The organism is Curtobacterium sp. MCBD17_040 (assembly GCF_003234805.2).
Classification (GTDB): domain Bacteria; phylum Actinomycetota; class Actinomycetes; order Actinomycetales; family Microbacteriaceae; genus Curtobacterium.
In genome coordinates, this window is record NZ_CP126273.1 from 2,806,462 (window position 1) to 2,821,230 (window position 14,769).

The 14,769-nt window shown below is 74.1% G+C and carries 13 protein-coding genes; 5 read left to right on the forward strand and 8 right to left on the reverse strand.

The window, feature by feature from the left end; translation table 11 throughout:
* Positions 1-70: 70 nt before the first annotated feature.
* From DEI94_RS13095 to DEI94_RS13120, 6 genes are all read right to left on the reverse strand, one after another.
* Positions 71-1,630, reverse strand: coding sequence for a PucR family transcriptional regulator (locus tag DEI94_RS13095; RefSeq protein ID WP_258377978.1), 1,560 nt, complete (start codon positions 1,628-1,630; stop codon positions 71-73).
* Positions 1,627-2,685 (reverse strand): DUF917 domain-containing protein, encoded by a 1,059-nt coding sequence (locus DEI94_RS13100; protein ID WP_181441762.1) that lies wholly within the window; start codon positions 2,683-2,685, stop codon positions 1,627-1,629. The genes DEI94_RS13095 and DEI94_RS13100 overlap by 4 nt, the downstream gene beginning before the upstream one ends.
* Positions 2,682-3,884, reverse strand: coding sequence for an S-methyl thiohydantoin desulfurase family protein (locus tag DEI94_RS13105; RefSeq protein ID WP_111026325.1), 1,203 nt, complete (start codon positions 3,882-3,884; stop codon positions 2,682-2,684). Before DEI94_RS13105 ends, DEI94_RS13100 begins: the two co-directional genes overlap by 4 nt.
* Positions 3,881-5,005, reverse strand: a complete 1,125-nt coding sequence (locus tag DEI94_RS13110) for an S-methyl thiohydantoin desulfurase family protein (RefSeq protein WP_111011154.1) — start codon at positions 5,003-5,005, stop codon at positions 3,881-3,883. Before DEI94_RS13110 ends, DEI94_RS13105 begins: the two co-directional genes overlap by 4 nt.
* Complete coding sequence (locus DEI94_RS13115; protein ID WP_111026419.1) at positions 5,002-6,558, reverse strand: hydantoinase/oxoprolinase N-terminal domain-containing protein; 1,557 nt, start codon at positions 6,556-6,558, stop codon at positions 5,002-5,004. Before DEI94_RS13115 ends, DEI94_RS13110 begins: the two co-directional genes overlap by 4 nt.
* 115 nt (positions 6,559-6,673) lie before the next feature.
* A complete protein-coding gene (locus DEI94_RS13120; RefSeq protein WP_111011412.1) occupies positions 6,674-8,029 on the reverse strand; it encodes a purine-cytosine permease family protein in 1,356 nt (451 codons plus the stop codon).
* 244 nt (positions 8,030-8,273) lie between these two features.
* Here DEI94_RS13120 and DEI94_RS13125 point away from each other — a divergent pair, with 244 nt between their 5' ends.
* Genes DEI94_RS13125 through DEI94_RS13140 form a run of 4 tightly spaced genes read left to right on the forward strand, consistent with a single transcriptional unit; the run spans position 8,274 to position 11,960 of the window.
* Positions 8,274-9,206, forward strand: a complete 933-nt coding sequence (locus tag DEI94_RS13125) for an ABC transporter ATP-binding protein (RefSeq protein ID WP_111027554.1) — start codon at positions 8,274-8,276, stop codon at positions 9,204-9,206.
* Entirely contained in the window at positions 9,203-10,054 is an 852-nt protein-coding gene (locus DEI94_RS13130) for an ABC transporter permease (RefSeq protein WP_258378082.1), read from the forward strand. Before DEI94_RS13125 ends, DEI94_RS13130 begins: the two co-directional genes overlap by 4 nt.
* A 20-nt stretch (positions 10,055-10,074) precedes the next feature.
* Positions 10,075-11,295, forward strand: coding sequence for a sensor histidine kinase (locus DEI94_RS13135; RefSeq protein WP_111027555.1), 1,221 nt, complete (start codon positions 10,075-10,077; stop codon positions 11,293-11,295).
* A 38-nt stretch (positions 11,296-11,333) separates the two neighbouring features.
* Positions 11,334-11,960: a response regulator transcription factor gene (locus DEI94_RS13140; RefSeq protein WP_111027583.1), complete on the forward strand. Its 627-nt coding sequence runs from the start codon at positions 11,334-11,336 to the stop codon at positions 11,958-11,960.
* A 27-nt stretch (positions 11,961-11,987) separates the two neighbouring features.
* Here the strand turns inward: DEI94_RS13140 and DEI94_RS13145 are convergent, their stop codons facing one another.
* Complete coding sequence (locus DEI94_RS13145; protein ID WP_181434989.1) at positions 11,988-12,638, reverse strand: LysE/ArgO family amino acid transporter; 651 nt, start codon at positions 12,636-12,638, stop codon at positions 11,988-11,990.
* Positions 12,639-12,834: 196 nt separating this feature from the next.
* Between DEI94_RS13145 and DEI94_RS13150 the strand changes: the two genes are divergently transcribed.
* Positions 12,835-13,977, forward strand: a complete 1,143-nt coding sequence (locus DEI94_RS13150; RefSeq protein WP_146249559.1) for a YncE family protein — start codon at positions 12,835-12,837, stop codon at positions 13,975-13,977.
* Between the two features lie 19 nt (positions 13,978-13,996).
* On the opposite strand, the gene DEI94_RS13155 is transcribed toward DEI94_RS13150, so the two are convergent.
* Entirely contained in the window at positions 13,997-14,746 is a 750-nt protein-coding gene (locus DEI94_RS13155; protein ID WP_111027557.1) for an ABC transporter permease, read from the reverse strand.
* Between the last annotated feature and the right edge of the window lie 23 nt (positions 14,747-14,769).

The window sequence follows — 14,769 nt, forward strand, 5'->3', positions numbered from 1 at the left end:
CCCACCAGCGCGTGCATCAACCGCTGCACGTGGAGGCGCACCAGCCGCCGCGCGTCCTGAGCCCCGGCGGTCACTCCCGCCGAACGCGGGTCGCCAGGTGCAGCGCCAGCCGGGTCTCGGGATCGGCGAGGTCGACCGCCAGCAGCCGCTCGACGCGTGCGATGCGGTCGGCGACGGTGTTGCGGTGCACGCCGAGCACGGCGGCGGTCTCGGCGAGCGACGACTCCGCGTCGAGGTAGGCGGCGAGGGTGACCCGGAGTGCGCCGCCGCCGCGCTCGAGCGGTGCCAACAACTGCTCCGCGGCCGGGAGGAACGTGTCGGTCTCCGTCCACGCGAGCAGGAGCTGCGCGAGGCCGAGTCGGTCCACGTGGACGAAGTGCCCCGACTCCGGCCGGCCACCGGCGAGCCGGGCGGCATCGGTCGCCTCGCCGAGGGTCCGGACGAGCCCGACGAGCCCCGCTTGCACGCTACCGACGCCGACGGCGGTGTCGAGCCCGGGGCGGAGCGCCGCCTGCGCACGGCGGACGGCGGTGGCGACGGCACCGATCCGTAGGTGGTCCGGCTCGTCGAGGTCCGACGTCCAGAGCCCCCATCCATCACCTTGTTCGACGACGTCGACCTCGAGCCCGGCGGCCGCCATGGCGACCTCGACCTCGCCGCGGAGGGCGACCTGGTCGACGGGGTGCCGGGTGACCACACGGATGCCGACGTGCCAGGCGTCGAGCTGCCACCCCGCCGCGAGCGTCCGCTGCACGAGGCCCGGCTCCGGGCTGCCGTCCGCCGCGCGGAGCTCGTCGAGCATCGCGGTGCGGTAGCGGGCGTCGCGTTCGTCGTCGAGCCGGGTGAGCACGAGCCGGTGCCCGACGGCGACCGCGGCCACCCGGAGCGCCACGGCCATCGTGGTGCGCTCGGCTCGGACCGGCGCGGTGAGCCCGACGCCGAGCCACGCCCGCGCGCCGATGCCCGTCCCGACGGGGACGAGCACGAGGGTCTCGTCGCCGTCCGTGACCGTGATGGGGTCGCTGCCGCCGGCGGCGCGGGCGAGCATCCGCACGGCCCCGGCGCCGACCCCGGGTCCGCGGAGCGGCCGGCCGGCGGCGTCGAGGAAGCGCACGGGTGCGCCGAGCTGGCGGTCGAGCTGCCGGAACAGGTCGTCGAGGTCGGGTCCGGCCTCGAGCCCGATCCGCGCGACGGCCACCGCGGCACGGGCTGCCGGGGCCTCTCCCGTGCCGACGAGTTCGTGCAGGCGGACGGAGGTGGACCACGCGTCGTCCGTGGCGAGCACGGCCACACCGAGGCGGTCGGCGAGCGCACGGGTCCCCGGGCCGGGCATCGGGGCGGAGTCCGGGACGGCCGCGGGGTCCGGCCGGACGACGAGCGTGCGGACCCCGACGCCCGCGGCGCGCCGCAGGAGGACGTCGAACCGCGCGTCGAACCGGGCGACCGGTGTCAGGAGCACCACGGCGCACCCGTCACCACCGGCCGTGCCGGAGAGCTCGCGACCGACGACGTCCACCGCTCCGACGAGTCCGAGCACCCGCGCGACACCGGGGTCGTCCGGCCCCGCGAGGAGCCGGACCTCGGACGTGGCGGTCGACAGCATCGCCAGCAGTTCGCGGAGCGGGATCACCGCACGCCCGCCGGTTCGGGCACGACGTCGGCGTCCACTCCGTAGGCCCGGGGCGCGACGCGGCCGAGTCGCACGGGATCGGCCCACCACCAGTCGGCGCCGGGCAGCACGAGCACCGCGAGTTCGTCCCCGGTGCGGATGCGATCCGCCGCGACGGGGTCGAGCGACCGGGCGTCGACCACGACGATGAGGCTCGGGGTGCTCGCGACGGGCTCGCCGTCGACCAGGCAGTGCACGTACTCGCTCCCGGCCTCGATCCGGGCGACCGCACCCGTGCGGGTGTCCACGATCGCGGTGGTGCTGTGCACGAACGCCATGGCGTCACCCGCGCGGTCCACGTCGACGACGCGGCCGAGGGCGACGACCCGCCCGCCGACCGCCCGCGCCAGGGCCTCGGGGTCCGCGGCAGCGGCGAGCGCCCGCCCCGTCCGCAGGGCACGTGTGACGCTCCCCGCAACGGCTCGTGCACGCAGCGCGGCGATGGGCACCGGCCCGATCGCGAACGCGGCCCAGCCACCGCTGTGGGACACGGCCTCACGCCAGACGGTCTCGAGGTCGCCGGGACTCGGCGCGTCGACGACGATCCGGAGGCCGCTGCTCGTGGCTGCGGCCGCGGTGACCGGCAGTGCTCCGGCGGCGAACAACGTGAGCTGGTCGAGGCGGGGGGTCGCCCGGCCGACGAGGTCGGCGTCGACGAGCGGCCGCCCCACCAGGTGCGCGGTGAGCGCGGCCGCCGGCCCGGTCACGCCGCCGATCTGGGCCGGGAGGACCGCGTCGGCACGGTCGCCCGTCCAGCGTTCGACGGCGGCGAGCGCGTCCGGGAGCTCGCGGCCGCTCGGCATCTTCTCCTCGAGCACGGTCGTCGAGCCGACGAGGCCCACCGCCGCGACCCGTTCGAGTCGGGGGTCGTCCAGCGACAACACGGGAACCCCGAAGCCGGGGCCGACGCGCCGGATGGCGCTGACGGTGTGGTCGACGCGACCGCCGCCACCGCAGCCGAGCAGGGCGGCACCACGCCCGAACGCGGGCACGTCGCCGGCCTGGAGGCGCGTCACGCGCTGACCGTGCCCGTCGCCTCCGTCCATGGCTCCATGCTCCCATCGGGCGCCGCGTCCGCCCCCGCCGCCGAGCGCATCGGTGGACGCACGTCCCCGACGGCCCCCTGTGGATGGAGCACCTCGACGGGCGTGAACGCGTCGTCGAGCCCGAAGCAGGCCGGCCCGAACACGGCGAGCGCCTCGGGCGTGCGCATGAGCGCGGGCGTCGACACGCCGACGACGCGGACCCGCTGCCCGTACCGGAGCCGTTCGGTGGTGATCGGTTCCGCGGTCTCGGCGTCGAGCACGCAGATGAGATCGGGGACGACGGCGAGGAGCTCGTCACCGCGACGGGCGACGAGGTTCTCGTTCTGGAACACGATCTCGACGTCGCCGGCCGCGCCGCTGATCGTCGCCCGTCCACGCGCGAACCCCTCGACCGTGTGCCGCTCGACGTCGACGACCTTGCCCTCGTGCAGCTCGCGCAGGTGGGTGTAGATGGTGCGGGAGAACGCGGTGGCGAGTTCCGCGACGGGGTCGCGGTGGGCCTCCCGTGCGTGCCGGACGGCCCGGCCGACCGCCAGCGCGAGCGACAGGGTCCGCGGGACCGCGGTGTCGCGCACCTGCCTGCCGGTCATGGCGTACTCGGCGATGCAGGCGACGCCGCCGAGCCGGATCGTGACGCCGCGCGCGAGCCACTCCATCTGCCGGTTGTCGTGCCCGGTCTCGATCACGACACCGTGGCCGCGCTCGTCGCTGATCGCGAGCGGCGATCCGGGCACGCCGTACACCGAGAACGTCTCCATCTGGAGCTCGGGGAACGCGCGCCCCATGCCGTCGGCGTCGACGACCGGGAGGCCCCCGGTCGCGCCGACGAGGAGGGGGATCATCGAGTTGATGCCCCCGCACTCGATGGGCATCGTGGCGGTCGCGGTGCGTCCCAGGTGCGCCTCGAGTCGCCGCAGGGCACCGAGGGGCTCCGGGCCGGCCGGGATCCGTTCGAGCACGACCGTCGGGGCGCCCATCTGCGCGGTGGGGATCACGAACGCGTCGTCGTCGAGCTCGTCCGGGTCGAGGATCGTGACCGGGCCGTGCTCCTGCATCGCGGCGCGGACGAGCAGCATCCCGATGGTCGGGTCCCCGCCGCCGCCCGTGCCGAGGAGCGCGGCGCCGCGGGCGAGGTCCGGGAGGTCCTCGATGCCGAGCAGCCAGCTCACGCGCGCACCCCCGGGCTCGTCGTGCCGTCGAAGCGCACCGCGTCGAGGTCGTACCCGAAGTACCGCGGACCGGCGAGTTCGAGCGCTGCGGGGCTGTGCCATCGGGGGTCCGCCGGCGCGGTGACGATGCGGACCCGGGCGCCGAAGCGGAGCCCCTCGGTCGTGATCGGCTCCCCCGTCTCGGCGTCGAGCGTGATGACGAGGTCCGGTGTCGTGGCGCGGGCGCGGCCGTCCACCTCGACGAACAGGTGCTCGTTCTGGAACCGGAGCACGGCCTCCCGTCCGGTGTCGTCGGCCATCCCGGCGATGTGGGCCGTGCCGCGCGCGAACCCGGTGACGGTCTTCCGCTCGACGTCGGTGACCTTGCCGGCGAACACGACCTGGCCGCCGAGGACGTCGGCGACCGCGGCGACCGGGTCCTCGTTCGCGGCACGCGCGTCGACGAGGGCCTCGCCGAGCCGGACGCACAGCGACAGGCTGCCGCGGACGTACGACTCCTTCATCTCCGCGCCGGACATCGCGTACTGCGACGTGATCGCCGAGCAGCCCATCTCGACCGTGGCGGTGCGGGCCAGCCGTTCCGCCCAGCGGTTGTCGATCGTGTCGAACACCGCGGTGTTGCCCTTCTCGTCGGACAGGGACATCGGCGTCGCGCTGATGCCCGACAGCGTCGGCAGGACCATCTGGACCTCGGGGAACGCACGACCCATGCCGTCGCCGTCGACGAGGGGGAGACCGAGCTCCGCGGCGGCGACGATCGGCGTCGTCGAGTTCACCCCGCCGACCTCGATGCAGGCCAGGTGCGTGGGCGTCACGCCGCGGTAGGCGGCGAGGCTGCGCACCGCCTCGGCGAACTGCGTGGCGGACGGCAGCTTCTCGACCATGACCGTCGGCGCGCCGATCATCGCGACGGCGAGCACGACCGCGTCGTCGGGCAGGTCCTCGATCTGCACCACCGGGACCGGCCCGTGCTGCCGGACCGCGGCCTCCGCGAGCAGGCGGCCGATGTAGGGGTCACCACCACCGCCCGTGCCGAGGATCGCGGCGCCGCGGGCGAGCGCCGAGCAGTCCTCGCCGATCACGGTGAGCGGAGCGACGGGCGTGGTGTCGATCGCGCTCATCGGACGAGCGCCCCGAGTGCGAGGTCGCCGACGGCCTTGGCGCGGATCCGTGTCGCGTTGCCCGGCAGGTACGGGATCGGGACCTCGTCGAAGTCGACGATGTCGACCGTGGACGGGTCCGCGCCGGCCGCGATCGCCCGGTCCACGGCCTCCTGACGGGCGTCGTCGACGACACTCGCCCGCTTGCCCTCGCTGATCGCGTAGACCTTGTCGATCTCGCCGCTCACCTGTGCGATCGCGGCGCCGATCGCGTTCGCGACCGAGAAGTGCTCGGGCCGGTGCACCACGCCGAGGCCCTCGAGCTCGTCCGGCAGCAGCACCGAGCCGCCACCGACCGCGACGACCGGCAGGGGCGCCGAGGAGGTCCGCATCCGCTCGACGACGTCGGCGACGCGGGCGGCGATCACCCCGAGCGCGCGCTGCGCCACCGCGTCGGACACCCCGGCGACGAGCGAGGCGTCGCCGATCACGCCGCGGCCGCCACGGACGGCGACGTCCGTCGCGGTCAGGGTCGTCCCGCCGAACACGAACGCCTCCTCGGCGAGCCGGTAGCCGACCGAGTCCGGGCCGACGAGGGCGCCGTCCTCGCGGATGCGGGACCCGCCGCCGATGCCGATGGACAGGACGTCCGGCATGCGGAAGTTCGTCCGGACCCCCGCGACCGCGACCTCGCCCGTGGCCTCGCGCGGGAATCCCGCGGTCAGGACCCCGACGTCGCTCGTCGTCCCACCGACGTCGACGACCGCGCACGTGTCGAACCCGGACAGCACCGCGGCGCCGCGCATGGAGTTCGTCGGGCCGGACGCGAAGGTCGCCACCGGGTAGCGACGGGCGTACTCGACGTCCATCAGGGTGCCGTCGTTCTGGCTGAGGAACAGCGGGGCGTCGATGCCGCTGCCGGTCACCGACGCGGCGAGGCCGTCGACGATCCGCTCGGCGAGCTCCCGCAGGGCGGCGTTGATGATCGTGGCGTTCTCACGCTCGAGCAGTCCGATGCGGCCGATCTCGCTCGACAGCGAGAACGCCACGTCCGGACCGAGCTCGGCGGCCATGATCTCCTGCGCGCGCTGCTCGAACTCGTCGTTGATCGGCGAGAACACCGACGAGATCGCCACCGACCGGATCCCGGCGGCACCGATCGCCGCCGCGTGCCGCCGGAGCTCGTCCGGGTCGAGCTCGGAGATCGTCCGACCGTCGAACTCGTGGCCGCCGTGCGCCAGGAACGGTCGTGCGCCGACCGCGCCGACCAGGTGCTCGGGCCAGTCCGTGAACGGCGGCAACGACGCGGTGGCCGGCAGCCCGAGCCGGACCGCCGCGGTCGGGGCCAGTCCCCGCGCCTCGACGAGGGCGTTGATGAAGTGCGTCGTGCCGATCATCACGCCGTCGATGTCCTCGGACGTGAACGCCCGCTGCTCCTGCAGGCCGGCGAGCGCGGCGACGATGCCGGACGTGACGTCCGCGCTCGTCGAGCGCTTCACCGCCGCGGCGACCGTGCTGCCGTCCATGAGGACCGCGTCCGTGTTCGTGCCGCCGACGTCGATGCCGATGCGCATGGGGTTCCCTTCGGTGGTGCTGGTGGTGCGTGGGTGGTGCGGGTGGGCGGGGTGGGCGCGGGTGGCGCGGTCCCGTCGGCGCCGGGGGCGGGCCTCCCGGCCGGGAGGCCCGGGCTCAGCGGGCCGGGACCGGTGCGGTCTCCGTGTGGCTGACCCCGACGCCGCGGACCAGGCCGGCCTTGCCGGCGATCACGTAGAGGACGAACGCGATGACGACCGAGTTGATCGAGGGGATGCCGATCGTGACGAAGTAGCCGATCAGGGCCGCGATGGCCCACACGACGAGCGTCATCGGCACCCACGTCGGTGAGGTCGCCGGGACGTCCGCGGCGGCGCTCAGCTCGCGGCGCCAGGTCTTCACCACGAAGTACTCGGCGACCATGATCCCGGCGATCGGCGGGAACACGACGCCGAGGACGGTGAGGAACGGCGTGAACGCGCCCAGGAACCCGACCGCCGCGAGCACCGAGCCGACGACGCCCATGACGAGCGTGACCACGCCCCGGTTCACCTGTCGACCGAACACGGCGTCGATGAAGTTCGTGACGCCGAGGCTCGAGCTGTAGATGTTCCAGTCGTTGATCTTGAACGTGCCGAGCAGGATCACGAGCACGCCGACCCAGCCGACCGACGACGTGATCACGCGCGTGATGTCCGAGGACCCGACCGCGTGGGCGAGCAGGACGCCCGCCAGGCCGATCACGTACTCGCCGAGCGTCACGCCGAGGAGCGTCTGCTTGACGACGTCGCCGGTGCTCTTGTTGAACCGGGTCATGTCGGGGGTGATCACGGCCCCGACGATGAACCCGCCGGCGACGAGCGTCGTGCCCGCCACGAAGCCCATGTGCGGACCGGCCGGGGCCTTGGCGGCGAGCTCCGCGATCGAGTGCTTGCTCAGCTCGACGGTGATCGCCCACCCGACGAGGACCAGGAACAGCGGCACGGTGATGTTCGCCAGCCACTGCATCGAGTGGAACCCGCGGAGCACGATCGCCGTGACGAGCAGGCCGAACACGAGCGACCACGCCCACGCCGGCAGGATCGGCAGGATCGCGACGAGCCCGGACGCCGAGACGCCCGACTGGATCCCGAACCACCCGATGAGGCTCATGCCGATCGCGAGCCCGACGAGCGCGGAGCCGCCCTTGCCGAACCCGGTCCACCGCGCGATCACGGAGGTGTTGAGGCCTTCGCGGACCCCGATCACGCCGACGAAGACCGACACGATCTCGAGGATCACCGCGCCGAGCGTGATCGCCCAGAACGCGGCCCAGAAGCTCATGCCGAAGCCGAGCGTCGCGCCGAGCAGGAACTGCGACAGGGCCGAGATCTGCCCGAACCGCTGCACGGCCACCTGGAACCACCCGTAGCGGGCGGACTGCGGCACACGGCGGAGGGAGTAGTCGTCGACGGCGACCGTCGCCGACGATGACGAGACGGGTGGTGCCGAAGCTGCGGTGTCGCTGGCCATCTGTGGCTCCTCGGGTCAGACGGGCCCGGAACGCGGAGTGCGTCGCCGGCGCGGGGTTGCGCCAACGCTAGGAGTCCGGACACCGGCCGACCATGTGCAACATGTCGTTACCGGGGTGTGAACCGGTGCGAGATGCACACCGCCCCGACCTCGACCCGACCGCCTCCGCACCAGGACGAATGTCACGCCGGATCCATGACGGACCGCAGACGTCCCGCGCCCGCGGTTCCGCCACGCTGGCCGCATGAACGAAACGCCGATCATCCAGCTGGCCGGACTGCACAAGCGGTTCGGTGCGGTGACCGCGGTCGACGGTGTCGACCTGACGATCCACCGGGGCGAGGTCGTCGCCCTCCTCGGCCCGAACGGGGCCGGCAAGACGACCACGGTGGACCTCGCGCTCGGGCTCGCCACCCCGACGGCGGGCAGCGTGCGGCTCTTCGGCGGCGCGGCGCGTGACGCGATCGTCGACGGCCGCGTCGGTGCGATGCTCCAGGGCGGTGCGCTCCTGCCCGACCTCACCGTCCGGGACTCCGTCGCCCTGGTCGCGAGCGCCCACCGGGCCCCGATGTCCGTCGACGAGGCACTCCGCCGCGCGCGCTGCACCGAGATCGCGGGCCGCCGCGTGAACAAGCTGTCCGGCGGGCAGCTCCAGCGCGCCCGGTTCGCGGTGGCCGTGGTGTCCGACCCGGACCTGCTCGTGCTCGACGAGCCGACCGCGGCGATGGACGTCGAGGCCCGGCACACCTTCTGGTCCTCCATGCGCGAGTTCACGGACACCGGCCGCACGGTCGTGTTCGCGACGCACTACCTCGACGAGGCCGACACGTTCGCCGACCGGATCGTGATCATGCGCGCCGGACGGATCGTCGCCGACGGCACCCCCGCCGAGATCAAGGCGATCGCGGCCGCCCGGACGATCCGGTTCACCGGGGTCGGCCCCGCGGACCACGACGCGCTCCGCGGTCTGCCCGGCGTCAGCGGTCTGGAGGAACGGCACGGCACGGTCACGCTCGTCACCGACCGATCCGACACGACCCTGCGCGCCCTGCTCGCGGCGTTCCCCGCCGCGCACGACATCGAGGTGGTGCCGTCCACGATGGACGACGCCTTCCTCGCCCTCACCCGCACCACGGACGAGCCGTCGTCCGCCGAGACGACCGGAGCCCGATCATGAGCACGTCCATCCCCTCCACGCCCGTTCGGGCCACCGACACCGCGGCGACCTCGCCCACCGACGACGCCCTGACCGCTCCCGTCCCGCTCCGGACCCGGGGTCGCCTGCCGATCCGGTACGTCGCCCTCGAGGCCAAGCGGCAGCTCCGCAACGTCCGGTCGCTCGTGTTCACGATCGCGGTGCCCGTGGTGATGCTCCTGGCGTTCGGGTCCGCCTACGGGTCGAGCGGTCAGGTCGACCCCGCGACGAAGCTGCCGTGGCTCGTCGTCACCACGCTGCAGATGGCGTCGTACGGCGCCATGATGGCGGCGCTCGGGCAGGCGTTCACGATCGTCACGGAACGGTCCATCGGGTGGAACCGGCAGCTGCGGATCACCCCGCTGTCCGGGGTCGGGTTCCTCGTGTCGAAGGTCATCGCCGCGATGGCGGTCGCTGCGCTCGGCATCGTCGTCGTGACGCTCGTGTCCGTGCTCGCGCTGCACGCCGACCTCGCACCCGGCCGCTGGCTCGTCGCCGGCGTCGGCGTGTGGGCCGGGGTGGTGCCGTTCGCCCTCATCGCGATCCTCATCGGGCAGTTCGCCCGCCCCTCGTTCGCACAGCCGCTGTTCATGGTCGTGTTCATGGGGCTCGCGATCCTCGGCGGCCTGTGGGTCCCGCTGTCGATCATGCCGGCGTGGATGAGCACCCTCGCGCACGGGGTCCCGTCGTACTGGCTCGACCGGATGGGCCAGATGGGCGCCGGCGCGGACGGAAGCATGCTCGAACCCGCCCTGGTGCTGGCGGCCTGGGCGTTCGGTCTCGCCGCGGTCGTCGTCTGGCGCTACCGCCGCGACGCCGCACGGCAGTGACCGGACCTACGCTGGATCGCGTGACGGACGCGACCCAGACGACCCAGGTGCGGCGCACGGACGACGTGCGCCGCACCTCCCGGTCGTTCCCGTGGTCCGGCGCGCCGGGCATGGCGGAGGGCGACCTCCGGACGGCCCGTCGACGCTGGTACCCGGGGGCGTTCTTCGGGCTGGCGTGGCAGGTGCTCCTCGTCCTCGCGGTGTTCACGGACGGCGGCTCGGTCCGCAAGCACGCGGTCGACAGCGTCGTGCTCGCCGTGGTCTACGTGGCGTACCTCGTCGCGCCGGAGCTCATGTGGCGACGACGGCTGCCCGGCCGCATCGTCGTCCTCAGCACGTTCGCCCTGCTGAGCGTCCTGCCCCTCGTGCCGCTCGGCGCCGTCGCCATGTGGACGTGGTTCCTGCTCGCGTCACTGGTCGGGTTCGTCGCGGTGCGGATGTGGGTGGCCGCGGTGGCCATTCTGGCGATCGCTGCCGCGCAGGTCGTGATCTGCGGCATCGCCGGATGGGACGTGAGCTCGAACGACGGCCTGCTGTTCGCGCCGCTCGTGACCGTGTCCATCGGCGCGTCGATGACCTTCTTCGGGCGCCAGCGGGCCGCCGAGCAGGAACTCGGCGTCGCGCAGGACGAGATCACCCGTCTCGCCGTCGTGGAGGAACGGGCCCGGTTCTCGCGGGACCTCCACGACGTGCTCGGCCACTCCCTCACCGTGGTCGCGATCAAGTCGGAGCTGGCCGGGAGGCTCGTGGACCGCGATCCCGCCGCCGCGCGCAGTGAGATGGCCGACGTCGAACGGCTCGCCCGCGAGGCCCTGCAGGGTCTCCGGCAGGCGGTGAGCGGGTACCGCGAGGCCGACCTCGACGCCGAGCTCGTGTCCGCCCGGGCCGCGCTCCAGGCCGCCGGGATCGACGCCGACCTCCCCGCGAACGCCCACGCCGTCGTGGCCGACAGCAGGTCGCTCTTCGCGTGGGTGCTCCGCGAGGGCGTGACGAACGTCGTCCGGCACGCCGCCGCCACGCGCGCTCGGGTCACCCTGACCCGCAGCGCGATCACCGTCGAGGACGACGGCGCCGGTGCGTCGGACGACCTGGCCGACGGGGTCGCGCCCGTCGGGGCACCGCTCGGCGGCAACGGGCTTCGCGGACTCCGCGAGCGTGCGGACGCGGTCGGTGCGACCATGACGACCGGGACGAGCGACCTCGGCGGGTTCCTCCTCCGCGTCGGGCGGGGGCGTCGGTGAGCGCCGCGGAGACGACCGGCGTGACGGCGTCGGCGGCGATGCCCGGCTCGTCGACGATCCGGGTCCTCCTCGCCGACGACCAGGCCCTGGTCCGCGGCGCGCTCGCGTCCCTGCTGTCGCTCGAATCGGACATCAGCGTCGTCGCCCAGGTCGGCCGCGGGGACGAGGTCGTCGACGCGGCGCGGGCGTCGGGCGCGGACGTCGCCCTGCTCGACGTCGAGATGCCGGGCGCCGACGGGCTGCGGGCGGCACGCGACCTGGCCACGGCCCTCCCGTCCTGTCGATCGCTCATCGTCACCACGTTCGGCCGACCGGGCTACCTGCGCCGCGCGCTCGAGGCCGGCGCGTCGGGGTTCGTCGTCAAGGACACACCCGCGGAACAGCTCGCCGACGCCGTCCGCCGGGTGGCCGCCGGGTTCCGCGTCGTCGATCCGGTGCTCGCGGCGGAGTCGCTCGCCGCCGGCCCCTCGCCGTTGACCGCACGCGAGACGGAGGTCCTCATCGCCTTCCGCACGGCGCCGACCGTCGCGGGCGTGGCCGCGCAGCTGCACCTGTCCGAGGGCACGGTGCGGAACCACTTCAGCGCTGCGATCGGCAAGACCGCGGCGCGGAACGCCACCGAGGCGCTGCGGATCGCGGCGGACAACGGGTGGCTGCTCGGCTGAGCCGTCGTCCGACGCCCGCGCGCCGGATCACGCCCCGAGCAGCAACCGCACCCCGAACGCGACCATCACGACCGCGATGCACGCGTCGAACACGCGCCACGCCCCCGGTCGGGCGAACACCGGGCGGAGCATCCGGGACCCGAACCCGAGCGCGGAGAACCAGCAGCAGCTCGCGGCCACCGCGCCGCCGACCCACCACCACCGTTCGTCGACGCCCTGCTCGTTCGCGACGGACCCGAGGAACACGAGTGTGTCGAGGTACACGTGGGGGTTGAGCCACGTGAACGCCAGCATCGTCAGGACCGCGCGCCGAGCGGTCCCCGCGGTGGTCCCGTCGTCGGTGCCGACCGCGCGGACGTCGAGGGCGTCCCCCGCGGGCCGGATCGCCCGGCGTGCCGCCAGCACCCCGTAGGTCAGGAGGAACGCCGCGCCGACGAACCGCACCACGACGAGAGCGACCGGCGCCCGCTCGACGACCGCGCCGACGCCGAGCACCCCCGCCAGGATGAGGACGGCGTCGGACCCCGCGCAGATCCCCACGGCCGCGGCGACGACGCGTCGGGGTGCGGTCACGGCCAGGCGGAGCAGGAACGCGTTCTGCGCGCCGATGGCGACGATGAGCGCGAGTCCGGTGCCCAGCCCGTTCAGCGCCGGGAGGACCGTGGTCGCGATCGTCATGCCCCTCACGGTAGGAGCGGGACCGCCCCGAGTACAGCGCGCTCCGGTGCCGGGTGCGTCTGGCCCCGTCGGGCTCCCGGCGTGGGCCGCGTGGTCAGACGTGGGCGGGGTCGACGATCGTGCGGCCGACGTGGGACGGCGGTGGCCCGCCGCCCTCGTTCGGCGGACGTGCGGCCGAGGCGGGCAGGGTGGACCGATGGACACCGCGAGCGCCGCCTCGAACCGACCGTCCGGGCGAACACCGGGGCCCTCGCGCGACCGGCGTCCGCGACGCCGTGGTCGTCGACCTGGTGCCGTGCTGGCGGTGCTCGTCTCGTGCGGACTCGTGGCCGTGCTCGCCGCCTGTTCGGGGTCGACCGCTCCGTCCGCGTCCGCCACGCACGCCCGCACCGGCTACCGGGGCCACGCGGTCACGAAGGCGGCGGAACCGGGGGACGCGCCGCCACCGCCCGTCACGCCGGCCGGTCGGGTCGTCCGACTCCCCTCCGGCGCCCACCCCTGGGGCGTCGCGGTGGCCGACTCCGTGCACACCGTGTACCTGGCCGAGCGGAAGCAGGACCGCCTCGCCCGCTACGACATGGACACCGGCGCGGTCACGACCAAGGCCGTGCCCGGCTCCGCTCGGATGATCGACCTCGCCGATCCCGACGGTCCCCTGTTGCTCCCCGCGGAGGACCGCGATCGTCTCTACACGCTGGCGCTGCCGTCACTCGACCTCGTCAGCTCGGCGTCGACGGGCCGGCACCCGCACCAGGCGGTGCGGGTGAACAGCACCACGTTCGTCACCGAGGAGTTCGGGCATGGCGTCCGGGCCCTGCGGAACGGACGGACGGTCGCGCACTTCACGCAGCCCGTCCAACCCGGTGGCATCACAGCCGTCGGGAACCGGGTCGCGGTGGTCGACGTCGCGGCGAACCTGCTGTTCGTCTACGACGCGACGACGCTGCGGCTCGTCGCCGCCCTGCCCGCCGGCGCGGGCCCGAGCCACGTCGTGCCGATCGGCGGGGACCGGGTGGCCGTCTGCGACGTGCGCGGCAACGCGGTGCTCACGTACGACATCGGTGGGACACCCCGGGCGCTCGGTCGCGCGGCCGTCCCCGGCCGCGCCTTCTGGATCCGCGCCGACGCCGCGACGGGGACGATCTACACCGCGCTCGCGAACACCGACGAGATCGCGCAGCTCCGCGTCCGTGCCGACGGCGCACCGCAGCTCGTGCGGACGGTGCCGACGGTCCGCCAGCCGGTGTCGTTCGATCGGGACCCGGCGACCGGCGACCTGTACGTCGGCGGGTACGCGGACTCGCAGCTGCAGGTCATCCCCGCGTCGGCGTTCCGCTGACCCGCGCCGGGCGACCGCGTCAGCGCGGCGCCGCCGGGCGCGTCCGCACGGGCCCGAGCCACCGCACGATGATCGCCGCGGTCACGGCCCCGGTCGCGATGATCGCCGCGAGGACGACGATCTGGAACCGGCCGGCCTCGACCGGTGAGACCCCGCCGAAGATCGCCCCGACGAACGCTCCGGGCAGCGTCACGAGTCCGGTCGTCCGCGTCTGGTCCGTCGACGGGATGAGCGCCGCGTGCACCGCCCGACGGGCGAGGTCCCGGGTGGCCGTCCGGGGCGGTGCACCGAGCGCGAGCCAGCCCTCGACCTCCTCCCACCGGTCGTCGACGAGCTCGAGGAACCGGCGTCCGGCGAGCGTGGCGACGGTCATCGCGTTGCCGACGACGATCCCGCCGATCGCCAGGGCGTACCGCGCGTCGAACGCGATCGCGCCCGTCACGAACACGACGGCGAGGGACAGCAGGATCCCCGCACCCATCGCGGACGCCACCATCGGCGCCGTCCGTCGCAGCGGGCCGAGCCGTCGGGAGGCCGTGCTCACCGCGACCGTGAACATCACGACCAGGGCGGCCGCGACCCACCGGACGTCGTGGATGACCCCGCTCAGGACGACGCTGATGACGGCGAGCTGGAGCGCGCCACGCAGGACGGCGAGCGCCGGCGCGACGGGACTCGGGGCCCGGACGAGGAGCAGCACGACGGTCGCGACGACCACGAGCACCCCGACGCCGAGGAGACTCGGGCCGATGTCCGAGGACCAGGTCATGACCTGGGACCGTAGCGTGCGTG